Origin of the sequence: Rhizobium sp. TAL182, assembly GCF_002117725.1 — a bacterium.
Taxonomy (GTDB): domain Bacteria; phylum Pseudomonadota; class Alphaproteobacteria; order Rhizobiales; family Rhizobiaceae; genus Rhizobium; species Rhizobium esperanzae.
Map to the genome: position 1 here is coordinate 2,285,422 of NZ_CP021024.1, position 23,827 is coordinate 2,309,248.

General features: G+C 61.4%; 26 protein-coding genes and 1 pseudogene. 9 read left to right on the forward strand and 18 right to left on the reverse strand.

Going from position 1 to position 23,827, the window contains the following annotated elements:
• Positions 1 to 68: 68 nt before the first annotated feature.
• The 3 genes and pseudogenes from Tal182_RS33100 to Tal182_RS11480 all read right to left on the reverse strand — a co-directional run bounded on the left by Tal182_RS33100 (position 69) and on the right by Tal182_RS11480 (position 840).
• A complete protein-coding gene (locus tag Tal182_RS33100) occupies positions 69 to 203 on the reverse strand; it encodes a hypothetical protein (protein ID WP_010056528.1) in 135 nt (44 codons plus the stop codon).
• A 36-nt stretch (positions 204 to 239) separates the two neighbouring features.
• Complete coding sequence (locus tag Tal182_RS32230) at positions 240 to 395, reverse strand: hypothetical protein (protein WP_003539654.1); 156 nt, start codon at positions 393 to 395, stop codon at positions 240 to 242.
• 165 nt (positions 396 to 560) lie between these two features.
• Positions 561 to 840: pseudogene (locus Tal182_RS11480) on the reverse strand (hypothetical protein).
• 90 nt (positions 841 to 930) lie between these two features.
• Here Tal182_RS11480 and coaD point away from each other — a divergent pair.
• The 5 genes from coaD to tgt all read left to right on the forward strand — a co-directional run bounded on the left by coaD (position 931) and on the right by tgt (position 4,865).
• Positions 931 to 1,425 carry a pantetheine-phosphate adenylyltransferase gene (gene coaD, locus Tal182_RS11485; RefSeq protein ID WP_064802587.1) on the forward strand — a complete coding sequence of 165 codons (495 nt, stop codon included), beginning with the start codon at positions 931 to 933 and terminating at the stop codon, positions 1,423 to 1,425.
• Between the two features lie 43 nt (positions 1,426 to 1,468).
• Positions 1,469 to 2,041 (forward strand): peptidylprolyl isomerase, encoded by a 573-nt coding sequence (locus tag Tal182_RS11490; RefSeq protein ID WP_064810392.1) that lies wholly within the window; start codon positions 1,469 to 1,471, stop codon positions 2,039 to 2,041.
• A gap of 28 nt (positions 2,042 to 2,069) precedes the next feature.
• Positions 2,070 to 2,579 (forward strand): peptidylprolyl isomerase, encoded by a 510-nt coding sequence (locus tag Tal182_RS11495; protein ID WP_064802591.1) that lies wholly within the window; start codon positions 2,070 to 2,072, stop codon positions 2,577 to 2,579.
• Between the two features lie 72 nt (positions 2,580 to 2,651).
• A complete protein-coding gene (queA, locus tag Tal182_RS11500) occupies positions 2,652 to 3,734 on the forward strand; it encodes a tRNA preQ1(34) S-adenosylmethionine ribosyltransferase-isomerase QueA (protein ID WP_085859503.1) in 1,083 nt (360 codons plus the stop codon).
• Positions 3,735 to 4,865 carry a tRNA guanosine(34) transglycosylase Tgt gene (gene tgt, locus Tal182_RS11505; RefSeq protein ID WP_064810394.1) on the forward strand — a complete coding sequence of 377 codons (1,131 nt, stop codon included), beginning with the start codon at positions 3,735 to 3,737 and terminating at the stop codon, positions 4,863 to 4,865.
• Between the two features lie 19 nt (positions 4,866 to 4,884).
• Here the strand turns inward: tgt and Tal182_RS11510 are convergent, their stop codons facing one another.
• The 9 genes from Tal182_RS11510 to Tal182_RS11550 all read right to left on the reverse strand — a co-directional run bounded on the left by Tal182_RS11510 (position 4,885) and on the right by Tal182_RS11550 (position 14,269).
• Complete coding sequence (locus Tal182_RS11510) at positions 4,885 to 5,313, reverse strand: DUF4864 domain-containing protein (RefSeq protein ID WP_064802597.1); 429 nt, start codon at positions 5,311 to 5,313, stop codon at positions 4,885 to 4,887.
• Positions 5,314 to 5,393: 80 nt separating this feature from the next.
• A complete protein-coding gene (gene fabF / locus Tal182_RS11515) occupies positions 5,394 to 6,659 on the reverse strand; it encodes a beta-ketoacyl-ACP synthase II (RefSeq protein WP_085859504.1) in 1,266 nt (421 codons plus the stop codon).
• A gap of 13 nt (positions 6,660 to 6,672) precedes the next feature.
• A complete protein-coding gene (locus Tal182_RS11520; RefSeq protein ID WP_085859505.1) occupies positions 6,673 to 7,179 on the reverse strand; it encodes a helix-turn-helix domain-containing protein in 507 nt (168 codons plus the stop codon).
• A gap of 65 nt (positions 7,180 to 7,244) precedes the next feature.
• Positions 7,245 to 7,778 carry an NUDIX hydrolase gene (locus Tal182_RS11525; RefSeq protein ID WP_016733049.1) on the reverse strand — a complete coding sequence of 178 codons (534 nt, stop codon included), beginning with the start codon at positions 7,776 to 7,778 and terminating at the stop codon, positions 7,245 to 7,247.
• Between the two features lie 138 nt (positions 7,779 to 7,916).
• Positions 7,917 to 8,726, reverse strand: coding sequence for an inositol monophosphatase family protein (locus tag Tal182_RS11530; protein ID WP_085860911.1), 810 nt, complete (start codon positions 8,724 to 8,726; stop codon positions 7,917 to 7,919).
• A gap of 31 nt (positions 8,727 to 8,757) precedes the next feature.
• Positions 8,758 to 9,819 (reverse strand): ABC transporter ATP-binding protein, encoded by a 1,062-nt coding sequence (locus Tal182_RS11535; RefSeq protein WP_085859506.1) that lies wholly within the window; start codon positions 9,817 to 9,819, stop codon positions 8,758 to 8,760.
• Positions 9,816 to 12,044, reverse strand: coding sequence for an iron ABC transporter permease (locus Tal182_RS11540; RefSeq protein ID WP_085859507.1), 2,229 nt, complete (start codon positions 12,042 to 12,044; stop codon positions 9,816 to 9,818). The genes Tal182_RS11535 and Tal182_RS11540 overlap by 4 nt, the downstream gene beginning before the upstream one ends.
• Positions 12,045 to 12,132: 88 nt before the next feature.
• Complete coding sequence (locus tag Tal182_RS11545) at positions 12,133 to 13,158, reverse strand: ABC transporter substrate-binding protein (protein WP_012483807.1); 1,026 nt, start codon at positions 13,156 to 13,158, stop codon at positions 12,133 to 12,135.
• A 118-nt stretch (positions 13,159 to 13,276) separates the two neighbouring features.
• Complete coding sequence (locus Tal182_RS11550) at positions 13,277 to 14,269, reverse strand: ABC transporter substrate-binding protein (RefSeq protein WP_085859508.1); 993 nt, start codon at positions 14,267 to 14,269, stop codon at positions 13,277 to 13,279.
• Between the two features lie 235 nt (positions 14,270 to 14,504).
• On the opposite strand from Tal182_RS11550, the gene Tal182_RS11555 reads away from it, so the two are divergent.
• Together Tal182_RS11555 and Tal182_RS11560 are read left to right on the forward strand one after the other, a co-directional pair.
• On the forward strand, positions 14,505 to 15,245 hold the full coding sequence (locus Tal182_RS11555) for a response regulator transcription factor (RefSeq protein ID WP_085859509.1): 741 nt from the start codon (positions 14,505 to 14,507) through the stop codon (positions 15,243 to 15,245).
• On the forward strand, positions 15,242 to 17,344 hold the full coding sequence (locus Tal182_RS11560; RefSeq protein WP_085859510.1) for an ATP-binding protein: 2,103 nt from the start codon (positions 15,242 to 15,244) through the stop codon (positions 17,342 to 17,344). Before Tal182_RS11555 ends, Tal182_RS11560 begins: the two co-directional genes overlap by 4 nt.
• On the opposite strand, the gene Tal182_RS11565 is transcribed toward Tal182_RS11560, so the two are convergent.
• Together Tal182_RS11565 and Tal182_RS11575 are read right to left on the reverse strand one after the other, a co-directional pair.
• Entirely contained in the window at positions 17,341 to 17,634 is a 294-nt protein-coding gene (locus Tal182_RS11565; RefSeq protein WP_064810401.1) for a hypothetical protein, read from the reverse strand. The two genes, Tal182_RS11560 and Tal182_RS11565, sit on opposite strands and share 4 nt — an antisense overlap.
• 397 nt (positions 17,635 to 18,031) lie before the next feature.
• Positions 18,032 to 18,220 (reverse strand): hypothetical protein, encoded by a 189-nt coding sequence (locus Tal182_RS11575; protein ID WP_064802617.1) that lies wholly within the window; start codon positions 18,218 to 18,220, stop codon positions 18,032 to 18,034.
• A gap of 208 nt (positions 18,221 to 18,428) precedes the next feature.
• Between Tal182_RS11575 and Tal182_RS11580 the strand changes: the two genes are divergently transcribed.
• The gene (locus tag Tal182_RS11580) at positions 18,429 to 18,824 is read left to right on the forward strand and encodes a hypothetical protein (protein WP_085859511.1); all 396 of its coding nucleotides are present in this window, start codon (positions 18,429 to 18,431) and stop codon (positions 18,822 to 18,824) included.
• Between the two features lie 168 nt (positions 18,825 to 18,992).
• Here the strand turns inward: Tal182_RS11580 and Tal182_RS11585 are convergent, their stop codons facing one another.
• The 3 genes from Tal182_RS11585 to Tal182_RS11595 form a co-directional block, all read right to left on the reverse strand.
• Positions 18,993 to 19,673, reverse strand: coding sequence for a GNAT family N-acetyltransferase (locus Tal182_RS11585; protein WP_085859512.1), 681 nt, complete (start codon positions 19,671 to 19,673; stop codon positions 18,993 to 18,995).
• Positions 19,670 to 20,191 carry a MarR family transcriptional regulator gene (locus Tal182_RS11590; RefSeq protein ID WP_085859513.1) on the reverse strand — a complete coding sequence of 174 codons (522 nt, stop codon included), beginning with the start codon at positions 20,189 to 20,191 and terminating at the stop codon, positions 19,670 to 19,672. Before Tal182_RS11590 ends, Tal182_RS11585 begins: the two co-directional genes overlap by 4 nt.
• Positions 20,192 to 20,322: 131 nt before the next feature.
• A complete protein-coding gene (locus Tal182_RS11595) occupies positions 20,323 to 21,483 on the reverse strand; it encodes an MFS transporter (protein ID WP_245344762.1) in 1,161 nt (386 codons plus the stop codon).
• Positions 21,484 to 21,600: 117 nt separating this feature from the next.
• Between Tal182_RS11595 and Tal182_RS11600 the strand changes: the two genes are divergently transcribed.
• A complete protein-coding gene (locus tag Tal182_RS11600; RefSeq protein ID WP_085859514.1) occupies positions 21,601 to 23,109 on the forward strand; it encodes a winged helix-turn-helix domain-containing tetratricopeptide repeat protein in 1,509 nt (502 codons plus the stop codon).
• Positions 23,110 to 23,144: 35 nt separating this feature from the next.
• Here the strand turns inward: Tal182_RS11600 and Tal182_RS11605 are convergent, their stop codons facing one another.
• The gene (locus Tal182_RS11605; protein ID WP_064802623.1) at positions 23,145 to 23,825 is read right to left on the reverse strand and encodes a peroxiredoxin-like family protein; all 681 of its coding nucleotides are present in this window, start codon (positions 23,823 to 23,825) and stop codon (positions 23,145 to 23,147) included.
• Positions 23,826 to 23,827: the final 2 nt, after the last annotated feature.

Consider the following 23,827-nt stretch of genomic DNA (forward strand, 5'->3'; position numbering starts at 1 on the left):
GTTTGCATCCGGCTTTGAAAGGCCCAGGCGGCGAATGGTGCCGCTCATGGGAGGGGAAGAGAGGAATGTCAGAACGCGCTATGCTTTTCGTTCAGCGCCTTCACCTCTTCGCCTTCGCGCCGCAGCGCTGATATCGTCGAGGCCACAGACACGATGAACATGACGCTGATGAGGGCGGTGAGCACTGTCAAGATCGTGAACATAGGCATTCCTTTCCCGGGGAGTTGCGTACTCGCTCCTCAGTACTGGCCCAGTACGGCCGTGCGAGCCGAAGCATAGGGACCATAAACCTTGGAGGTATCGACCTTCTGATCGTAAAGAGCGACAGTTGCGGTGAGCATGCCCGTGACCATGACCATCCAGAGCACGTTAATCATCGTAATCTTGCCGGGCATTTTTGGTCCTTCCTGCCGCGCTTTGACGCATTTCTGTGTCGGTTAAGTGAACGCATCCGTTTAAAAATGGTTCCGCCGGATGTTGAGCGGGTGTTTACCAACGGGGATCTGAAGCCTCCTTGAATGTCTCGTTCATCTGGCGTTCAGATTCGAAGTTCGTTTTTCCTAGCGCAGTCGGTCTTCATTTCCGCGCAGCGGCCTTTGGGCGCGCACGATCGCCGCATGTTCGGCAAGCTCCGGCCGCACCCAGCTCACCTCGTAGCGATCGGCGAAGTGGCCATAGGCTATCTCGGCGGCGAGGGAGAGAACAGTGGCGAGTGCAACGAGCACGATCAGCATGGATTTCGGTCTTTCGGGGAGCGCCGGCTGCCGGAATGGCATCGGCTGGGTTGATGATCCGAGTTAAACAGATCCCGTCTGAAACGGCCTTGAATGGCATGTTCATCCGCTGTTCAGCCGTGCGCCACGGCCGGGTAAATCACTTGCGACAAGTCCGCATCCGTGACAAAAGGCGTCAAACGAATGGCCGGGCCAGATGACGACAGCTTTTTATCCTGGGTCCTTCGACCCGATCACCAACGGACATGTGGATGTTCTGGTCCAGGCGCTGAACGTCGCCGAAAAAGTCATCGTCGCGATCGGCATCCATCCCGGCAAGGCGCCGCTCTTTTCGTTCGAAGAGAGAGCCGAGCTGATCCGCCTGTCGCTGGCCGAAGCCTTGCCCGGCAAGACCAGCGACATCACGGTCGTCGCCTTCGACAATCTGGTCGTTGATGCCGCCCGCGCCCATGGCGCCACCCTTCTGATTCGCGGCCTTCGCGATGGCACGGATCTCGACTACGAAATGCAGATGGCCGGCATGAACCGAACGATGGCGCCCGACATCCAGACCATCTTTTTGCCGGCCGGCACGGCGTCGCGGCCCATTACCGCCACATTGGTCCGCCAGATCGCCGCCATGGGCGGCGATGTCAGCGCTTTCGTCCCGGCCGCCGTCCTGCAAGCCCTCACATCCAAGCGCCCAAACTAGCAAGCGCAAAAGCCTAGGCGGATAACGCCGCAACGGAGCTCACATGAAACTCTTCTATCTCGCATTTGCCGGCGTGCTGTATCTCGCCTCCTTCGCGGGGGATGCGTTGGCCCAGTCGGCCGATCATTATCTCACCGTTCAGCTGAAGAACGGCCCGGTGGTGATCCAGCTGATGCCGGATGTAGCGCCGAAACATGTCGCCCAGATCGAGGCGCTTGCCAAGAAGGGCGAATATGACAACGTCGCCTTTCACCGCGTCATCGACGGCTTCATGGCCCAGACCGGCGACGTCAAATACGGCAACATGGAGAAGGGCTTCGATGCCAGCCTCGCCGGCACCGGCTCCTCCGACATGCCTGACATCCCGGCTGAATTCTCCAAGACACCGTTCGTGCGCGGCACCGTCGGCATGGCCCGCTCGCAGGATCCGAATTCCGCCAACTCGCAGTTCTTCATCATGTTCGCCGATGGTTCCTTCCTGAACGGTCAGTACACCGTCGTCGGCAAGGTCGTTTCCGGCATGGAGAATGTCGACAAGATCAAGCGCGGCGAAGGCCAGAACGGGGAAGTCAAAAATCCCGACCGGATGATCAAGGTCACCCTGGGCAAGAAGTAAATTACGAGAGAAACAAGAGGAGAAGACAATGGCCGAGATCAAGGATCCCGAAAACACCATCATTCTGGAAACCACCAAGGGCAAGGTTGTCATTCAGCTTCTGCCGCAGGTCGCCCCGGAGCACGTCGCCCGCATCAAGGAACTCGCCCGCGAGAAGGCCTATGACGGCGTCGTCTTCCATCGCGTCATTCAGGATTTCATGGCCCAGACGGGTGATGTCGAATATGGCAAGAAGGGTTCTGAAACCTTCAATCCCGGCCGCGCGGGCATGGGCGGCTCCGCCAAGCCGGACCTGAAGGCGGAATTCTCCGCCACCTCGCATGTTCGCGGCACTTGCTCGATGGCCCGTTCGCAGAACCCGAACTCGGCCAACTCGCAGTTCTTCATATGCTTCACCGACGCACCGTGGCTGAACAAGCAGTATTCCGTCTGGGGTCAGGTGATCGAAGGCATGGACAATGTCGACAAGATCAAGCGCGGCGAGCCTGTCTCCGATCCGGACTCGATCGTCTCCATGCGGGTTGCCGCCGACGTCTGATTGTGATTTCTGCTGAAACCCGCCCTTGCGCGAAAGCGCGGGGCGGGTTTCGCTTTGCCTGAAAGTGCACTTATGCGCGTAGACCTTTTCGATTTCGATCTGCCCGAGGAGCGCATCGCCTTGCGGCCCGCCGAGCCGCGTGACAGCGCGCGGCTGCTCGTCGTGAATGCAAATGCGGCAAGCACCCTCTCGGATCATCGCGTTTCCGATCTGCCGTCGTTCCTGCGCGCCGGCGACGCGCTTGTCTTCAACGATACGAAAGTCATTCCCGCCCAGCTCGAGGGCATCCGCCATCGCGACGGCGCCGGCGGGCAGCAGGTCTCGGCAACGCTGCACATGCGCATCGGCCCCAGCCGCTGGAAGGCCTTCGCCAAACCGGGCAAGCGCATAAAGGAAGGCGACCGCATTGCCTTTGGCCACAGCGGCGAAAGCTGCATGATCGGCTCGCTCGATGCGACCGTGGAGGAAAAGGGCGAAGCCGGCGAAGTGACGCTCGCCTTCGATCTTTCCGGTCCGGTGCTCGACGAGGCGATCGCCGCCGTCGGCCATATTCCCCTGCCGCCCTATATCGCCGCCAAGCGCCCCGATGATGATCGCGACCGCGTCGATTACCAGACGATCTATGCCCGCGAGGAGGGCGCCGTTGCAGCCCCCACCGCCGGCCTGCATTTCACGCCTGGCCTGTTCGAAGCACTCGACAGGGCCGGCATCGAACGTCATTTCGTTACGCTGCATGTCGGCGCCGGCACCTTTCTGCCCGTCAAGACCGATGATACAGATGACCACAAGATGCATCTCGAAAGCGGTTATGTCAGCGCAGAAACCGCTGCCCGGCTGAACGCGGTAAAGCAAAGAGGCGGTCGCATCGTCTGTGTCGGCACCACCTCGTTGCGGCTGATCGAGAGTGCCGCCGAGGAGAGTGGAGAGATCAAGCCCTGGGCCGGGGCCACGGGCATCTTCATCACGCCCGGTTACCGCTTCAAGGCGGTCGACATGCTGATGACCAATTTCCACCTGCCGCGCTCGACACTGTTCATGCTCGTCTCGGCCTTCGCCGGCTTCGAAACCATGCACGCGGCCTATGAACACGCCATTTCCACGGGCTACCGCTTCTACTCCTACGGCGACGCGAGCCTTCTTTTCCGGAAAGACTAGATGACAGAGAACTTCCAATTCACGCTCGAGAAGAGCGATGCCGGCGCCCGTCTCGGTGAGATTTCCATGCCGCGCGGCACGATCCGCACGCCGGCTTTCATGCCGGTCGGCACGGTCGGAACCGTCAAGGCCATGTATCTCGACCAGGTGCGCGAAACCGGCGCCGACATCATCCTCGGCAACACCTATCATCTGATGCTGCGCCCGACCGCCGAGCGCGTCGCCCGGCTTGGCGGCCTGCACAAGCTCATCCGCTGGGAACATCCGATCCTGACCGATTCCGGCGGCTTCCAGGTCATGTCGCTCGCCGGCCTGCGCAAGCTCGACGAGCAGGGCGTCACCTTCAAGTCGCATGTCGACGGCAGCCTGCATCACATGTCGCCGGAGCGCTCCATCGAAATCCAGGGACTGCTCGGCTCCGATATCCAGATGCAGCTCGACGAATGCGTGGCGCTGCCGGCCGAGCCGAAGGAGATCGAGCGCGCCATGGAAATGTCGCTCCGCTGGGCCGAGCGCTGCAAGGTGGCCTTCGGCGAGCAACCTGGCAAGGCCATGTTCGGCATCGTCCAGGGCGGCGATATCCCGGCGCTGCGCATCCGTTCGGCCGAGGCGTTGACCAAGCTCGATCTCAAGGGCTACGCCGTCGGCGGTCTAGCGGTCGGCGAGCCGCAGGACGTGATGCTGAATATGCTGAAAGAGACGCTTCCGGTCTTGCCCGTTGAAAAGCCGCGTTACCTCATGGGCGTCGGCACGCCCGACGATATCCTCAAATCCGTCGCCCGTGGCATCGATATGTTCGACTGCGTCATGCCGACCCGCTCCGGCCGCCATGGCCTGGCCTTCACCCGCCGCGGCAAAGTGAATATCCGCAATGCCCGCCATGCCGAGGATATGCGCCCGCTCGACGAACAGTCGAACTGCCCGGCCTCGCGCGATTATTCGCGCGCCTATCTCCACCATCTCGTCCGCGCCAACGAAGCCCTCGGCGGCATGCTGCTCTCCTGGCACAATCTCGCTTATTACCAGGAACTGATGCAGGGCATCCGCAAGGCGATCTCCGAGGGCCGCTTCGCCGATTTCATGGCGGAAACGATGGAGGAATGGTCGAGGGGTGATCTCGACCCCGTTTGATCGGCCGAAGGCAGTTTGATCAGATTCCCTTGCTGTCCGCATCCGGCATGATCTGCACGCCGTTGATCCGGTAGCTGCCGTCGGGCTGGCGCGTGACCTGGTAGATCGCCGTCCAGTCCTTGCCGTCGCGGCCCGAAATCAGCACCTCGTGATAGATCAGCGCGCCGTTGTCGATCGAGCGGCTGCGGCCGAAGGCGTAGTTGCCGGGATGGTAGACCGGCTCGTAGCTCTTCTTGACCATGGCGAAGAACAGGTTTTTGTCGGGGTACATCGCCTTGATGCCGGGAGCGGCGAAGGAATAGGCGGTCTCGGCATCGTCCTTGAGGAAGGCTTTGATCTGTTCCTCGATCATCGTCCGCGTCGCGTCGATCGGATCTTCGGCGCGGGCCGAGACGGTGGAGAGGAGGGACGCGGCACACAGAAAGACAACTGCGAAGAAGGCGCGCATGGGTTTGTCTCCAGCTCTATCGGGGAATGATCCCCGACAGAGAGGAAGTGTAGGCCATTTCCAGCGCAAGGAAAGCGGACTTATGACCAGCGTCGGAAGAGGGCGCTGGCATTCACCCCGCCGAAGCCGAAACCGTTGGTGATCGCATAGTCCATTGCCACGGAGCGCGCCGTCTTGCCGACGATATCGATGCCGTCGGCATCAGGATCGACCTTTTCCAGGTTGCGGGTCGGCGGCGCGATCTGGTCGCGCAGCGCCAAAATGGTGAAGATCGCCTCCAGCCCGCCGGCGGCCCCGAGCAGATGGCCGGTCGCCGATTTCGTCGCGCTGACGGCAATGCCGCCATCCCGCCCGAAGACGGTGCCGATCGCCGCGATCTCGCCTTTGTCACCGACCGGTGTCGAGGTGGCGTGCGCGTTCAGGTGTTTGACCTCGGACGCCGGGATCTTGGCCTGCCGGAGCGCTGCCTCGATCGCCCGGCGCGCGCCGTCGCCATCTTCGGGGCCTGAGGTCATGTGGTAGGCATCCGCCGCCGTGCCGTAGCCGACGAGTTCGGCAAGCGGTGTCGCGCCGCGGGCAAGCGCATGCTCCAGCGTCTCGATCACCAGGATGCCGGCGCCTTCGCCCATGACGAAACCGTCACGGGCCGTGTCGAAGGGGCGCGAGGCCAGTTCCGGCGTCTCGTTGAAGCCGGTGGAAAGGGCGCGCGCAGCGGCAAAGCCACCAAGGCTCACCTTGTCGATACAGGCCTCGGCGCCGCCGCAGATCACCACATCAGCCTCGCCGGAACGGATCAGCCGCGCCGCATCGCCGATCGCCTGGACACTGGCCGCGCAGGCCGTCACGGGCGCGCCGAGGGGCCCCTTGAAGCCGTAGCGGATGCTGACCTGGCCGGCGGCGAGATTGACGAGGAAGGAAGGCACGGTGAAGGGCGAGAGCCGCCGCACGCCGCGCGTCTCGCCGATCCGCACCGCTTCGGCGATCGCCGGAAAGCCGCCGACGCCGGAGGCGATGATCGTTGCAGTGCGTTCGCGCTCACCTTCGTCGGTTGGCATCCAGCCGGCCTGCTTAACCGCTTCTTCCGTCGCTGCCATGGCGAAATGGATGAAGCGGTCCATCTTCTTCTGGTCCTTGGGTGTGATGTAGCGGTCGGGCTCGAAGCCCGCCTCAACATCCTCGGCGATGCCGGGAACGATGCCGCCGACCTTGGCCGAGAGTTCGCCGACGACATCCTCGTGCAGTACTCTCAGACCTGAAGCGCCGCCTACAAGGCGCTTCCAGGCGGGTTCGACGCCGGTGCCAAGTGGCGAGACAAGTCCCATGCCGGTGACAACAATGCGATCCATGATATTTTCCTCTCTATGCGTCGATGCCGAGATACCAGGCGCGCATGCGGGCGATCCGCGCACGCACCTCGTCATCGGCTGCGGGGCCTGGAAGCAGACTGGTGTTTTTGGGTGTCACTTCTTCGCCGGTCCGTGCGTCGACCAGCACCGTTTGGCGCTCTCTGCCCGAAGCGGCGTCACCGAGCAGAAAGGCGAGATCTTCCTCCGGCATGTGCCGGCTTCCCCAGGAAAACAGCGTCATCAGCACCGGAAAGAAATCACGGCCCTTCTCGGTCAGCCGATATTCGTAGCGGGCAGGGCGCTGCTGGTATAGCCGTCGTTCGAACAGCCCCTGATCCGTCAGGTGTTTGAGCCGCCGCGTCAGGATGTTCGGCGCCACGCCGAGGCTTTTCTGGAATTCATCGAAGCGCGACAGCCCCTGGAAGGCATCACGCACTATCAGAATGCTCCACCAGTCGCCGACGCTGTCGAGCGCGCGCGCCGCCGGGCATTTGAATTGACTGAAGCTAGTCCGTTGCATGATGATAGTCACTACAGCAGTAAATATCATCATGCAAGTTACCTTGCGTTGAAAGCTGACTGCCGTCAGCGAGGATCGCGCTTTTTGCGACCGCGGACTTCAAATTCGACGAGCAGCGACTTGAGTTCGATCTCGCGAACGCGTCGTGCCGCTTCATCGGGGCTGACCCATTCGAGAATACGCTGTCCTTGTTCCTTGAAGTCATCGTTGATCTCGATGACTTCAACTTGAAACAAGTCGACGATGCAGGGGGCTATGTCGCCATCGTCGAGTTCTTTCAGATAGGTGTAGCGGCCGACCGGCTTCTTCCTCACGGCTCCGCGCACACCTGCTTCCTCCCAGGCTTCGATTGCCGCCGCTTCAAACGGCTTCTTCCCCTTCATAGGCCATCCTTTCGGAATGACCCAACGGGCACTCTCGCGCGATGTAATCACCAGAATTTCGATTCCCGGTCTGTCATCGGTGTAGCGGAAGCAAATCGCGCCGTATTGTTGGCGGAATGCACCGGAAAACAGCTTCGCAGGAACGGCGGCGAGCTGCCGCAGCAATGGCTGGGACTTGTCTGGTCGAGGTTTGCTGCGCTTTCTCGGAGTCTTCATGGCGATTGGGGCTGTTGGGTTTGCTTTATTCCTACTCGCCTGAGTATGCTCGGGACCAGATTATGACAACCAGTTGTATGGGCAACCATTCGCCCTCGGCAGGCGTGGCGCTCGCCGCCACGCTGCGTCTCTCCCGTCTTATTGCCGTCGGAGGGAATTGTGAATCTCCAATAGCTCCGGATAAGCGGTACCGTTGCTGGCAAGGACAGGATGCCCCTTAAACAAATCTTCCCCTTCGGTAGGGAAGGGCAGGTACTCGCCCCCAGCTTCTTTCACAAGGCAGTAGCCCGCCATGCAGTCCCAAGCCCGCATGTGAGGTTCATAGTAACCGACAAGACGCCCTGCAGCCACATAGGCAAGCATAAGCGCTCCGGAGCCGTTCCGAATGAACGTGCCGCCGCTGGCAAGCAAGGCTGTTATGATGGCGCCGACAACGTCCGGAGCGACGTGCGTATTGCAGCCGATACCCGTCAGGGCATTCTGTATTGTGCGGGAGGGATCGAGCAAAAGCGTCTCACCGTTCAAGCTCGCCCCAAGGCCACGGGCTGCTGCATAAAGCTCGTTCGCACAAGGCACCTGGATCACGCCGACGACCGGGACGCCTTGGTGCAGGACAGCGACCGAAACGCACCAGGTAGGCATGCCATTGACGAAAGGCGCGGTGCCGTCGATTGGATCGACCACCCAGATGTAGCCGGAACTTCCCGCTTGATGGCCAAACTCCTCGCCGAGGAAACCGTCCTCGGGAATTGCTGCCGCAACCCGCTCGCGCAGGAAGGTTTCGACGTTGCGATCCGCGATCGACACGACATCCTGAAGATCGCGCTTTGTCTCGATCACAAGAGTCTCGCGCTTATTGAAATAATCGAGTGCCAAAGCACCAGCTTCCGCAGCAAGGGATTTGGCCAGGGCGAAGCGTCGCTCCAGGTCGGTGTCATCCATAGTCATATTGCTATCCTTTATTCGCATTCCAAATGTTTCAGGCATTGATCAGCGCGATGCCACGGTTCTCGAACCCGAGTGTGACATCGCTCGCAGGCGCCAGGTTTCTTTCGACGGCATGGTCGATGATAAAGAGCGTTCCAACAGCGGTTTCGATCTCATATTCGACATGTCCGCCGAGATAGGCGCTATGGAGCACGCGTCCCGGCAGGCCCGGCTGGTCGGCTGCCGCTATGGTGATCGATCCGGGCCTGACGGCAAGTTTTGCCATGCCGGGCTTTGCGCTGCGGCTTGGCAAACGATGGTCCACACCGGCCACGCGGATAAGCGCCTCAGTACCTTCAACGCCGATCACCTCGCAAGGGATGACATTGGCCTCGCCCATGAAATCGGCGATGAAGGACGATGCCGGTGCTTCATAGAGCTCACGCGGCGTCCCGGACTGGGCGATCTCGCCATCTTTCATGACGATGATGCGGTCTGACACCGCCAGAGCCTCATCCTGGTCATGGGTGACGTAAACGGCGGTGAAGCCGAGCCGTTGCTGCAGTTCGCGGATTTCCGTGCGCACCCGGCGGCGCAGGCGTGCATCGAGGTTGGAGAGCGGTTCGTCGAGCAGCAGCACCTGCGGCTCGAGCACCAGCGCGCGGGCAACCGCGACGCGTTGCTGCTGGCCGCCGGAAAGCTCGGCCGGCAGGCGATGGCCCATGCCCGCAAGGCCGACGAGATTCAATCCTTCCTCGGCCTTTTCCCGCGCTTCCTTCTTGCCGAGGCCCGACGACTGCAGGCCGTAAGCGACATTATCCAGCGAAGTCATATGCGGAAACAAGGCATAGGACTGAAACACCATCGAGACATCGCGCTCATTGGCAGGCAGCATGGTAACGTCGGCACCGCCGATCAGAATACGCCCGGATGTCGGATGCTCGAGCCCGGCCAGCATGCGCAGCGTGGTGGTTTTGCCGCAGCCGGACGGGCCGAGCAAGGTCACCAGTGTGCCTGGCTCGATGGAGAGGGAAAGGTCCGGAATGGCCGTGAATGCACCGAAAGACTTGCGGACATTCTGGAAGGTGACGGAACCGGGTTTGACGGTGATCATGCGGTTTTCTCCTGACCGAGAGGAACAGAGGGAGCTGAACTGCCGGCGACGCGATTTTCGCGGCGTAGGCGGCGCTCGCCGACGACGAGCTGGAAGCCGGCGATGACAATGCTCATGACCACGATCAGCATGGATGAATAGGCGATCGCCACGCCGTATTCGCCATTCTCGACGAGGCCGACGATATAGGACGTGGCCATGTTGTATTCCGCGCTGACGAGGAAAATGACGGCGCTGATCGAGGTTATGGCGCGCACGAAAGAGTAGACCAGGGCAGCGGTGATGGCTGGCCGCAGCAGCGGCAGGATTACCTTGCGGATCGTGCGGAAACTGTCCGCACGCAAAGTCAGCGACGCCTCGTCCAGGCTCTTGTCGAGCTGGCTCATCGCCGCGATCCCGCCTCGTACGCCGACCGGCATGTTGCGGAAGACGAAGCAGAGGATGAGGATCAGCGCCGAGCCGGTCATCTCGATCGGAGGCAGGTTGAAAGCCATGATGTAGCTGACGCCGATGACCGTTCCGGGGATGGCGAAGCTCATCATCAGCGCGAATTCGAAGACGTTCCGCCCGACGAATTTCTGCCGTACGATGATATAGGCCGTGAGCAGGCCCACCGCAGCGGTCAAGGGCGCGGAGGCGAGCGCGATTTCCATCGTCGTCCAGAAGGAGTTCCACGCCACGCCAGTCCACGCGACCCCGCCATTGTCGAAGCCGATCGAGAAGGCGCGAGCGTAATGGTCGAGCGTCAGCGAGTTGTCGAGGCCCCAGGTTTTCACGAAGCCGCCGACCAGGATCATTCCATAGACGACGACGGTAAAGACCATCCACGGAATGACTACCGCATGCACGGCAATGGAAAGGCCGCGCGGCAACGCGATGTGAGCGCCGCTGTCGCCCTTGCCGGTGACCGTGGCAAAGCTCTTGCCGGATAGCCAGAGACGCTGAGCGAGGAATGCCGAGAGCGTGAAGCAGAGCAGCACGATGGCAAGAACGGCCGCGCGCGACGGATCGTTCTGCGATCCGACGACCGCAAAGAAGATTTCCGTCGAAAGCACGCCATGCGTGCCGCCGAGCACGAGCGGATTGCCGAAATCGGCCATGCTCTCGATGAACCCGATCAGGAAAGCGTTGGCGAGACCCGGCTTCATCAGCGGCAGGGAGACGCGCCAGAACGTGCGCCAGCGACCGGCACGCAGGGTTTGCGATGCCTCCTCCATCGACGGGCTGACGCCTTCGACGACGCCGATGAGGACGAGGAAGGCGATCGGCGTAAAGGAGAGCACCTGGGCGATCCAGATGCCGGTGAGCCCATAGAGCCAGCGGCCTGGCTCGATACCCAACAGACTGGACAAGGCCTCGGTGATAACGCCGGCGCGGCCGAACAGCAGCGTCAGCGCCAGGCCGATGACGAAGGGCGGTGTGATGATCGGCAGCACCGTCAGCAGGCGCAATCCCTTTTTGAACGGAAAGCGCGTGCGCGTCGCCACCAGCGCAAAGCCGAGGCCGAGCAGGGTCGAGCCGGAAGCGGTCATGACGGCGAGAAGGAGCGTGCGCCAGGCAACGCCGCAACGTTCTTCGCCCGCTATGCAGCCGAGGCTCCAAATGCCGGGGTCCTGAATGTTGCGTATAAGGCCATCCGGATTGAAGGAGCCATCGAAGTCCTGCACCGAAGCGATGAACATGCTGCCGATCGGGTAGAAAACGAAGATGGTGACCAGAAACGCGAGAATGCAAATCGAGCCGACAATGAAGGCATCTCCCTTCATCACCCCGCGTTCGGCCAGTCCGAACGCAAAGAGGAGAACGAAGACGAGCGCCAAGAGGACCGCGCCGGCACCCATCGACGGCTGCCCCTCGGACAATATGCCGAACAGGTTTTCACTGATTGCCCAGGTCCAGCCGGAAAAGCCGATCGCCAATCCCTGCAGAGACAGGAAGACGAGGCCGACGGCGCCGAGTGAGGCGAGCAAGGTTCCGCGCCGCATCGGATCGCGCACCAGGCGCGCCAAACAGCCGAGCAAAAACAGCAGGACCACGCCGGCAAGCCAAGTTCTTCCATGCTGCAGGATTTGCAGCAGCCCTGGCGCGGTATCGGCGGAGAACGGGAAGGCGGACAGCCACTTGAATCCGAAGAAGCCGCCCTCGATGCGATACCACGGGACCAGGATCAGGGCAGCCGCCCCCAGGCCAAGGACGATGTCCAATCGGCGATTGCCACGTCTCATGGCATACCTCGCTTATTTCACGTTGATGAAATGGGAGAATGGAGCGGCACCCCGGATCCGTCCGGGATGTCGCGCCACTCGTCGATCTTCAGTTGGCAATGGCGCCGACTTCCCGGTCCCAGCGCTCCAGCAGGGCCTTGCGCTTTGCCGGATCGCCATAGGTCTTGAAGTCGTAGTCGATCAGCTTGATGTCCTCGAACTTCGGCGCCTCCTTCGGCACCTCCGCCGATTTGTTCGACGGCAGCTGGAACGACTTGGCATCCTTCATGCGCGATTGCACTTCGGGCCGCAGCGCCCAGTCGTACCAGACCTTGGCGTTGTCGAGATTGCGGGCGCCTTTGATGATCGACATGGAGCCGATTTCATAGCCGGTGCCCTCGCATGGCGCGACCGATTTGACCGGAAAGCCTTCGGCGGTCTGCGCGACCGCGTCATGCATGAAGACGATACCGAGGGCGGTTTCGCCCCGCGCCGCCGCCTTGACCGGAGCCGATCCGGACTTGGTGTATTGCGAGACGTTGGCGTTCAGTTTTTTCAGATAGTCGATAGCCTGGTCTTCGCCCATGATCTGTACCAGAGAAGCGAGAGCCGTATAGGCAGTGCCCGAGGAGTTCGGATTGGCGATCTGGATTTCGCCCTTCAATTCCGGCGCCAGGAGATCGGCCCAGCAGCGGGGCTCCTTGTAACCCTTGGTCTTGAAGATCTCGGTGTTGTAACCCCAGCCGAGCGCACCGGCATAGACGCCGACCGTCTTGAAGCCGGTGCTCTCCGCCTGCTTTTTGGCCCAATCCTGCAACTGATCGAGCATCGGCGACTTATATTCCAGCGTCAGGTTTTCCGATGCAGCCTGGACATGCGGATCCCCCGTGCCGGCCCACCAGATGTCGGTCTTCGGGTTGCGAGCCTCGGCGCGTATCTTGGCATAGGTCTCGCCCGACGACAGGCGCACCATATTGACCTTGATGTCGTGAGCCTTTTCGAAGTCGCCCTGCATCTGCTCGCAGATGACGACATCGGCCGAGCAGATGAGGTTGAGCTCGCCAGCGGCCTGGACCGAACCGGCAGCCAGCGCCGTTCCGGCAAAGAGAAGCGTGGAAAGAACTGTCAGTCGCATGGGTATCCTCCTGTTGCTTGCGTCTGAGAGGGTGTTGGGTCAACGGCACAAGCGCTGCCCGTCGCGGCGCGTCGATCGCACCGTGTTGTCAAGTTTCGGATGGAAGTTGGATTCCGGCCTATTGGGTCGGGGAGATCTCGGTGTCGAAGCGGGTCAGCAGCCGACTTCGCTCGTCGGACAGGCCGAATGTTGCAAAGTCATAATCCACCATCTTGATCATGGTGATGTCGGGCGCGGCCGGCGGCAAAGCCGCTTTGGCGTTCGACGGAACCTGGTTCTGGCCGGCCGCAGCGCCTGTCGCCTGGCCTTCGGGACTGAGGGCGAAATCGACGAATGCCTGGGCGGCTCTGGCATTGCGGCTACCCTTGACGATGCTGACCGCACCGATTTCGTAGCCCGTTCCTTCGCAAGGAGCGACGATGACCAGCGGCGCGCCTGCCTCCTTCAGGGTTACCGCGTCATGCATGAACGAGATGCCGATCAGGACTTCACCCCGGGCGGCAGCCTTTACCGGCGCCGAGCCGGACCTGGTATACTCGACGATATTGCGGTTGAGGGCAGCCATGTACCGGAACGCCTCCTCTTCGCCGAGGAGCTGCACGAGTGTGACCAGCATTGTGAAAGCCGTTCCGGAGGAATTCGGATTGCCGGACTGGATATGGCCGCGATAGACCTCTTTCGTCAGGTCCTGCCAGCAGGTCGGGGCCGGAAGCTTCAGCGCTCCGAGCAGATCGGAATTGTAGGCAAAACCCAAAGCCCCAGCATATATGGCGGCCGACCGTGAGCCGGACATGGCAAAAAAGTTCTGCGCCCAAGGCAGCATATCGTGTTCATGGTCGGGCTGGTATCGATCGAGCAGATCCTCTGAGGCAGCCTGCAGATGGGCATCACCGGTTCCACCCCACCAGACATCCACAGTCGGATGTGGTTTTTCGGCACGGATCTGATCGAGTATGTCGCCGGTGCTCTTGCGAACCATGGAGATATCGATACCCGCGCGGGCTTCGAACGCTTTTTCCATGGTCATGCACCAGGCTTCGTCAACGCCGCACAGGACGTTCAATCGTGCCTCGCTCATGCCTTGGCTTGCGCCGCACAGCCAGAAAGCCATGCCCGCAGCAAGAGCGGTGAATATCCTCACGCAAGCCTCCCCTGGAACCTCCCGTTCCAATCTCCACAGCCAGCATGTCAGATCCTCGCGTCACCGCAATCGAAGAATGGTTACCGATTTTTCATCGCCGGGCGGAGCACCGTTACATTCATTACAAATGTGACAAACCTCATCATCAGAGTGTCTTTGAACATTGGCGGCGGCATGCCTATGATGGCGCCGGGAGGATCAAGCGGTGCTGAATCAGAAGGTTCGAATTCTGATCGTCGAGGACGATCCGGATATGGCGGAGCTTATCTCCGATCTCGTCGAGGCCGAGGGGTGGATTCCGACCTGCGCGGGATCCGCCGAGGAGGCGACCAATATCCTGGCGCGAGAGCAGATACATCTGGTGCTGGTCGACCACAACCTGCCGCGGACATCCGGCCGGGCTTTCGCCCAAAAACTGAGGTCGGAGACCAATATCGGTATCGTCATGGTGACGGCAGCCGGCAGTGCCGCCGATCGTGTTCTCGGCCTGGAAACTGCTGCGGATGACTATGTAGTCAAGCCGTTCGAACCGATCGAACTGACGGCCCGCATCAAAGCTGTCTTACGGCGAACCGTGCCCTCAATGAAACAGGAAAAGGAGAGTGAGCGGGAGCACGAACGTCCCTCTCTGCTGCTTGGCGATTGGGCCATCGACCTGTTGGGCCGCCAAGCCGTCTGCCTCGCCGACCGCAGCAAAACGCTGACGACGGCCGAATTCGCCCTGCTTGAAATCCTTGCGCAGACCCCCAACCAGCCGGTGAGCCGGGCGCAGATCCTCGATCGGCTTGGCTCGGAAAGCGATCGGTACATCGACCGCAACGTCGACGTCCTGGTTCTGCGACTCCGGCGGAAAATCGAACGCAATCCCGACCTCCCGCGCCATATCAAGACACGACGCGGAAAGGGCTATGTCCTGCACACCGGCGACGGCGAGCCGTCCGCGTGATCAGCCGCTCCTTTCTGTCGTCGATTGCCTTTCGATTGCCGTTCGCGATCGCCTTCATCTGCTTCCTGGTGTTCAGCCTGTCGGCGATCGCGATCTACGGGCTGCAGCGCGCCCGTGACGAGATGGCAGCTTACGGCCTGCAGGCCTTCACGAGCCTCGCCAAGGCCTCGCTCGTTTCCCGGCAAGTCTCCGATCTGGTGTCGAGCGCGCCCTTCCTGATGAACTCGACCTCGCCATACCGGGTGGCGAGCGAGAGCCGCGCTGTCGTGCTGCAGGTCGACAGCCTGCTGAAGACGGCCGCGTCCCACGGAGCAGACCAGGCTGCCCGCGGCTTTGCGAGCCCGAGAATGGTTGAGCTTCTCGATCTTATCAGGACACAGACGCTTGTGCTTTCCAGGGACGCCGACGCTGCACAGAATCACAAGGCTGAAGCTGCCGCGGCGCTGGGGGAGGTGGCGACCGGCAAAGGCATCGTCGATCACGAGCTGCGCCGTCAAGTGAATGGAATCGTGCAAGCGGCTTCCACCTCCGACAGTCTTTTCCAGCTCGGTGAACTTCGCAGACGATACGTGGCGGATACGATGACCGCGCAGGGGAAAGCCGAGCCCGATTTGAGGATTTCGCCTGCCGAGCTCCAGCCGTATGAGCGTGTATTCGAAGCTCAAACACGATACCTCTTGAACATGTTCGCGATCCGGGCGGCGGTCGCAAAGCTGCATGCCGTCTCCCGCGACCTCTCCCATGCAACGGAGACGCAAAGTGACGCGGTTGCACGCCAGCTGAACGACGATCTGCTTTCGACCTCCGATGCCTTGAGCCGACTGCTGGTAACCGTGGCCTTGGCTTTCTTGCTCGTGCTCGTCATGGCAATATTCTCCATCCGGTCGGTCATGCGTGTGTCACGGGGCATCGTGGCGCTGTCGAACGGCATGAATGCGCTTGCCAAGGGCGAAAACGAAGTGGGTCCGCCAGCCTACCGTGGAAATGAAACCGAGCTTGTGCGTCTGCTGGACGCCTTCCGCGCCTTCAAGGACAGCGTGGATCGTGTGTCTCGATTGAGACGCACGGCAGAAGCCGCCGCTCGCACCATCCGTTCAACCTTTCGCAATATGAACGAAGGGATTGCGCTTTTCGACAGGATAGGGCGACCGATCACCATGAACAGGCGGATCATCGAACTGTTCGGCCATTCGGGTTCCGCGCGCAAATTGCCGCTGCGCCGGTTTGTCGAGCCGGTGCCGGAGATCGATCCCACCCTGTTGCCCTCCGATCCGGAGCGCGGCACTCTGTTGGAACGTGCAGTCGTCCGCCATCGCACTGGTGACCAGCGGGTGATCGAGATCTCCATGTCACGACAGCCGGAGGGCGGCATCGTTCTTCTGGCACGCGACGTCACGCTGATGGATCGACAGGAGGCGGAAGCGGCAAAGGTTCAGCGACTGGACGGCATCATGCGCATGACGCATCAGGTGAGCCACGAAGTGGGCAACATGATCGGCATCATCACCGGCAGCCTCGGCCTTCTCGAACGTGAAACCGGCTTCAACGATCGGCAGAAACGCAACATTGCGCGGATTCGCAAGGCTGCCGAGAGAGGACGGTCGCTGGCCGGCAGCATGCTGTCGATCGGCAGCCAACAGCCGTTCTATCCAAGCCCGGTGGATGTCGCCAGCCTCCTTCGCGGAATGGCCGATATCCTGGAGATCGCTGTCGGCGCAAAGTGCCACATCAAGCTGGAACTGGATGCCGGCCTGCCGGTCGTATCGCTCGACGCGGCCCTCTTGGAGCAGTCCGTTCTGAACCTCTGTCTCAACGCTTCGGCAGCGATGCCGATAGGAGGCGTCATCGTAATCGGTGCAACAGCAAAGGGAGACACATTGCTGATCTCGGTAACGGACAGCGGCATAGGCATGAGCCCAGAGGTCGTAGACAAAGCTTTCGAGCCCTATTTCACCACAAGAGGAACACACGGTGGGGCAGGGCTTGGCCTCGCCATGGTTTACGGCTTCGTCCGTCAGAGCGGTGGAGAGGCATCCATCTGTTCCTCTCCCGGGCAAGGAACGACCGTCAAGCTCAGCTTTCCCACAGATTTGCGCTAGTTCGCATCGCCGCCGAAAATCCGGGCGAGCAGGATGCCGGTGAGGAGCATGCCGGCCGCCACGAAGATCGTATCGCCCGGCGTGCCGATATAGAGTGGCCCGACATTGGCAAACAGCAGGAAGGCAATGAGGAAATTCGCCCAGCCCCAGACGACATTCGCCGTCGGCGAACTGGGCATTGCAAATGGAGTGCGGAAGCGCCGGCCGCTGACACCGTTGACGAAATGCGGGATGCCGTTGGTCAGAAAGGCGGCTGCAATGAAATGGGCGATATAGGCGATCCAGGGCAAGGGCTTCTCCGTTGCTGCGAGTGGCGTCAACGGAGAATGTGGCCGGCAATGTGATGCCGGCAAGAGGAGCCTGGAAAAGCGCGTTCGCGCAATATCCCGTCCCCTGGTTCACGACGAAAATCGGGTCATTGCCTTTCATCGCTGGAACGACGGCGAAGAGTTTCTCGTCGTGGGATCATTGAACGATGCTCTCTCCGATGACGGCTACTGGCTGCACAGCGAACGGGTGGGGGATGGTCTTGGCAGGAGCTCTTCAATACTGACGCCGGCCAATATAGCGGCTGGACATCGGCAATCGCGGAGACAAGATCAGAGCCACGGCAGAAGCGCTGCACGCCGTATTGGCTGCGTCAGGCGTGCTGGTCTTCCGCAGGCTTTTGATGGGAGGCGGGAGCGGTCAGGCGAAGCCGAGCGGCAGGTTTTCCGGTTTCCTGTCGGCCCCATAATCGCGCTCGTGTGGCGAGCGGCGGCGGCTGTCACGGCGTGAGGAAAGGTCGATACGGTTTTCGGCGAAGATCCCGTCGGCATAGGTGCCGGTAGCAGGGCAATCGGCGTCGATCTCAGGAGCAAAGATTTTCAGGATCATCGGGGTTCCTCCACGGCGCAGCATCAACACGCGGAAAGGCCGCGTGGTTCCGATTATAGAAGCCGAATTATTAATAAATTAACCACAAATGGCGACCAAGAGTGAGCTGGTGCGCCCCCGGCGCAACATGCACCCGATCGAAATGCTATGCTCGCTGGAACTCCTGATGTTGCTCGCCGTTGATCCGGCATGAACACAGGAGGTTTCCATGCAATTGATCGACGCACGCGTGACACAGTCGGGCGACTTTTTCATCGTCGAATTCCTGGGCGAGGGAGGAGAATCGGTTACCGTCAAAATCGATAATTCCCATGGCGAGCTCGACGGCTCGACGGCGCTCGACCATGCCAAGGTGATGATGGTTCAACTGACTGCCTTTCCCGTCCGCAACGCCGACGGCAGCATCAACCGTTACGACGCCTTGAGCAACGGCAACTTCGACGAAGGCAGCAAGGGTTTGGTCGGCCAGCCGAGCGCACGTTCGACCCATGATCGTGAAACGCTGGAAGAGGAGCTGAACGAAGGCCTCGAGGATAGCTTTCCGGCCAGCGATCCCGTTTCGGCGACGGTGTCGTCCATTCCCGCCAACGCGCCGCGGCACTGATCTTGGTCGACCCAGCCGCCGGCCGCCCCCATTCGTGGGCGGTCTAATTCGCCGCGAGCTGTTTCAGCCCGGAAAAATACTGGCAATTTGAAGTGCTGCCAGCGGCGGTGCGCTATGACCAGTGAACACGTGCTTGAGCCGTAGGAAACGCTCTTTCAATCGACCCTTTCAAGTAGGACGCTTGACCACGCACATGTTCATCTCCGACCGAACTACGAAGCCGTGGGCCGCATAGAGAGAAATGGCCGATGTGTTCCCCGCATAGGCATGCAGATAGGCGGTGTCGCCGCCGGACGCTATTTCGCCGGCCACGAAGCGGAAGAGCAGGCTGCCGAGGCCGCGCCCCTGGAAGTCGGGATGGGTGCAAAGCCCGCTGAGCTCGATAAAGCCGATCTGCCGCATGCGCTGACCGGCCATCGCCACGAGACGACCTTCTTGCCTGATCCCCCAGAAGCGGCCAAGGCTCTGCGCACGCAACGTGAATGGACCCGGTTTGGTCAAGGTCGCCAAGTCGAGCATATCGGCGGCGTCAGCCTCTGTCAGCGGCTGGATGCGGGGATCCGAAATTTTCTCGTGAGGCCGCTCGGCCACCATCTGGGTGACCGGTGCCTCCATTAACACGACAAGACTTGGGGGAATGGCGATCGGTCCGGCCTCGACCAGAAACATCCTTTCCTCGCCTGATGGCAGATTCTCCAGGGCGCCGAGGCTTTCCGGCGTATCGTCGGCGGAGGCCGCGAAGGGGACGATGGACGGCGGATATCGCTGTGCGTGCTGTCCGCCTTCGGCGAAATCGGCATGCGCAGTCTGCAGAGCGCTCCAGATCGGCCGGTCGAGCACATGGTTCATTGACATCCCTCCTCATTGGCGTCCGAGGGTAGGCGCGACGTCCTATTTGCGCCGCGGCGTATGAGCGGCGCCGCCGCAAGCCCGTCCTCGATTGCCGCAAGTTGCTCGAGGATCGGTCCATCGAGGTCGCCGCAGAGATCCGCAACGGCAGCCGCCACGCGCGGCCAGATCGTCGTCTTCGAATGGTCGACGAGTTTCCGGCCCTCGTTGCTCAGCGACACCAGTTTGCGTCGCTGATCGTCCGTCGCCGGCTGCATATTGACGAAGCCCAATTCGAGAAGCTGGCCTATGGTCCGCGTCACGCCGGGCTGGCTGATACCTACCGCCTGCGAAAGCTCGCCGACCGTCAGCGGTCCGGCCCGGTCGATTGCCGCCAGGAACGGATATTGGCCGGCCTGAATGCCCACTCCGGCCTCGTCGATGACCTGCTGCGTATCTGCCTGCAATCTTTCCCCGATGCGTCGCAGCCGACTGCCCAAACACAGAAAACCCAGTGTTCGGACCACATCCTCGACCATGCCACCCTCCTATCTGGTCCAGAATTATATAACGTGTTATGTATTTGGCCAATAGGTGAGTCCAGGGACAGGGGAGCACTGGCAGCGAAAAAGGTTCGTTTGCAGGGGCAGCAAGAAACCGCAAATCAACCTCATCGTTTCTCAGCCAACAGGAACACCCCCAAGGCGCAGCTGAGCAGGCCGAATGATAGTGGTAGCCCTTGGTGCCCAATCAATTGCATCGCCAGTCCAGCCGCGGGTGACCCCGCCATGCCGCCGATGCCCCAAGCGAAGGCGAAGGCGGCATTGCCGGCGATCAGGGTTTGTCCAGTAAAACGCTCGCCGAGTTGGATCAGCGACATGGTATAGAGCCCGAATGAGACGCCGCCCCAGGCGAAAACGAGCGGCCAGATGAGCCAGGTGGAGAAAGCAACCGCCAGCAGCAGGCAGCCGGTGAGGCAAACCAGGACACAGAATATCATGGTGCGCGTCGCGCCGAACCGTTCGGCCGCCCGCCCGAGCGGGATCTGCAGCACGGCATTGCCGGCGACGAAACAGGTGATGAGCGAAGCCGTGCGTCCCTCTGCGCTGCCAAGCGCCGCTCCATAGATGGCGAACAGCGATAGCTGGATCTGCTCGAAGGCGGCGGCGGTGAAAACCGCAAGCAGCAACAGCGGCGCCAGGGCGAAGAAGCCACCGACCGACGTTGCCTCGCCTTCATCAGGCATCTCAGGAAGGCGAGGGGCAACGGCAAGCACGATCAGGCCACAGGCAAGGAAGGCCGAGACGCCGATGATGAATGGCGGCCATCCGTCCGTGCCGGCGAAGCCGAGCGACAGCGGGCCGACTGCGAAGCCTGCAGAAACGATCGATGAATAGAGGCCGAGGATTCGGCCGCGGCGTGGTGCCGGCGTGATCGTGATCAGCCAGGTTTCGCTGATCACGTAAAGCGGATTGGCAAAGAAGCCGAGCAGGAAACGCAGCGGCATCCAGGCCCAGACCTGCTGGGTCCAGGCAATCGCGACCAGGGTAAAGGCAGCCAGGATCGAACAGAGAATGGCCAGCCGCGCCCCGCCTACGCCTCGCGAAAGCGCCGGAATGAGGGGCGCCGAGATGATGAAACCCAGAGGCGTCATCGCGGCCGAGAGGCCGATCAGGCCCGATGGTATTCCCTGCCGCTCGAGAATGAAACTCAGCAGCGGATAGGTCAGCCCCTGTGACACGGCGAACACGGTCACCGTCGCGATGATACCCGCCATTGCGGTCCACTGGATCCGCTCCTCGCGCTGTGGTGTCGTGCTTGCTTCGGCCATGCAGATATCCTCGTGTCGGTCAGGTCTGACGACCAATTCTGCGGGACAGCGGAAGCGGCGTAATTAAGCCTCGCCAAAACGTTCTCAAAAACTCCCAAACGGATTATAGGTCCGCTTATGCAGGGATCGCGCTTTGCCTTTGGTCCGTTCGTGCTTGATCCGGATGCGGGAATGCTGCTTCGGAACGACAACCCCGTTGCTGTCAGCCACCGCGGGCTGAAGCTGCTTGCAGCGCTCGTCGGGCGACCAGGTGAAATCCTTGCGAAGACCGATCTGATGGACGCGGCCTGGCCCGGCCTGGCGGTCGAGGAAGGCAACCTTACCGTCCAGATCGCGCAGCTGCGCAAGCTGCTCGGCCCATCCACCGGCGGCGGCGAATGGATTGCAACGGTTCCGCGCGTCGGCTACCGTTTCACGGGAGCCGTGCATCGGCTGAGCGGCGTGAAGCGAAAAACCTTGCCGCTGCCTGATAAACCGTCGATCGCCGTGCTGCCCTTCCTGAATATCGGCACCGATCCCGAACAGGAATCCTTCGCGGACGGGCTGACGGAAGACCTAATCACCGACCTCTCCAGGATGCCCGGCCTGTTCGTCATCGCCCGCAACTCGGTCTTCGCCTATAAGGGCAAGGCGATCGAGGTACGAGGGATCGCTGAAGAGCTCGGCGTGCGCTACTTGCTTGAAGGCAGTGCAAGACGTGCTGCCGGGCGCGTTCGTATCAACGCCAAGCTGATCGACGCCGTCAGTGGCGATCATCTCTGGGCGGAACGTTTCGACCGCAGCCTCGACGACATCTTCGCGGTTCAGGACGAGGTGACGGGCAGGATCGTCGAGGCGCTGCTCGGCCGGCTGCACGCACCGCCGCCGCGAAATCGGCCGAAGAAACTCGAGGCCTACGATCTTTGCGTGCGGGCGCGCAAGCTCATGGACGATTCCCCGCAGGCGGCTGAGGAAGCGCATTTGATGCTGACGCGCGCTGTCACCCTCGACCCCCACTATGCCGAGGCCTATCGCTGGCTTGCCATGAACCACTGGATGGGATGGGTCCATAGCGGCGGGCCGACGGAATCGAACCGCGACGTTGCTTTGCAGCTGGCGCGCAAGGCTGTTGTGATCGATCCCAACGATGCCGGCTGCCGTTGGGTCCTCGCCTATCTGCTTGCCTATGCACGCGATTTCGCCGAGGCGGATGCGCAATTCGCCAAGGCAATCGAACTCGACCCGAACGAGGCCGACACCTTTGCCGCATTATCCGACATCACGGTCCTGGCCGGGCGGATTGACGAGGGCCTCGAACATGCTCGCAAGGCGTTCCGGCTGAATCCCTTTCCGGCAAGCTGGTATTATCTGGCGCTCGGCCAGGCGCAATATGCAGCCGGACAATATGAGGCCGCTGTCGAGACGCTGCGTCGCGACGAAACCGATCGCACGAGCTCCCGTCGTTTCCTGGCGGCAAGCCTGGCTCAGCTTGGACGGCTCGACGAGGCGCGGGCGGAAACCGAGCTCTTCCTTGTCGCCAACCCAGGCTTTTCCACCCGCCGCTGGGCTGCGACCGAACCGTTTCGCGACGCCCGGACGCTTGGCCATTTCGTGGACGTCTACCGCAAGGCCGGCCTACCGGCTTGAAGCGGCCGGCCCGCCCAAGCGCCAGGGAAGTCGCGTCAAACAGCCATGTTCGCCGCTGCAGACATCACATCCCGAGGCGCTGGACCACCGAACAAGTTGCGGCCACCTTCCTCGACTTCCGTGAAACACCAGCGCACGACGCCATCGCGGTCGAGCAGGAATTCGCCGACAAGCTGGCCATGGCCGGTGGCGATCATCCGCGTGTCATCCTCCGTGAATTCGTAACCGTCGGCCTTGTCGAGATATTCGGTCGCCGCCATCACATCCATAGGCTCCGGCAGCTCGCCCGGCATGTCGATCCGCATTGAGGACATCGTGCTCATGCTGACCTTGTGCGGCCATTCATTCTCGGATTCGGTGAACTCGATATTCGGCAGGCCGAAGGCTCTGTGCGATACCCGTTCGGGGTCGGAGGCCGCCAGCAAATTGGGAAGCGGGTGGTAGCGGAAATAGAGGCGCGCTCGCTCGATCGGCGTATTGACGACTGTCAGGCTGTCGATGCCTTTCTCCTGCAACGCATCGGTGAGCTCGGCCATGGCGGCGATCTGCCGGCGGCAGAAGGGGCAGTGCAGGCCGCGAAACAAGCCGACGAGCACCGGCTTCTGGCCGCGAAAATCATCGATGGCGATCTTGCCATGGCGGGTGATCGCATCCAGCACGACGTTGGGCGCGCGATCCCCAGGCTGTAATGGTTTATCGGCGTGGTTCTCCTGCATTG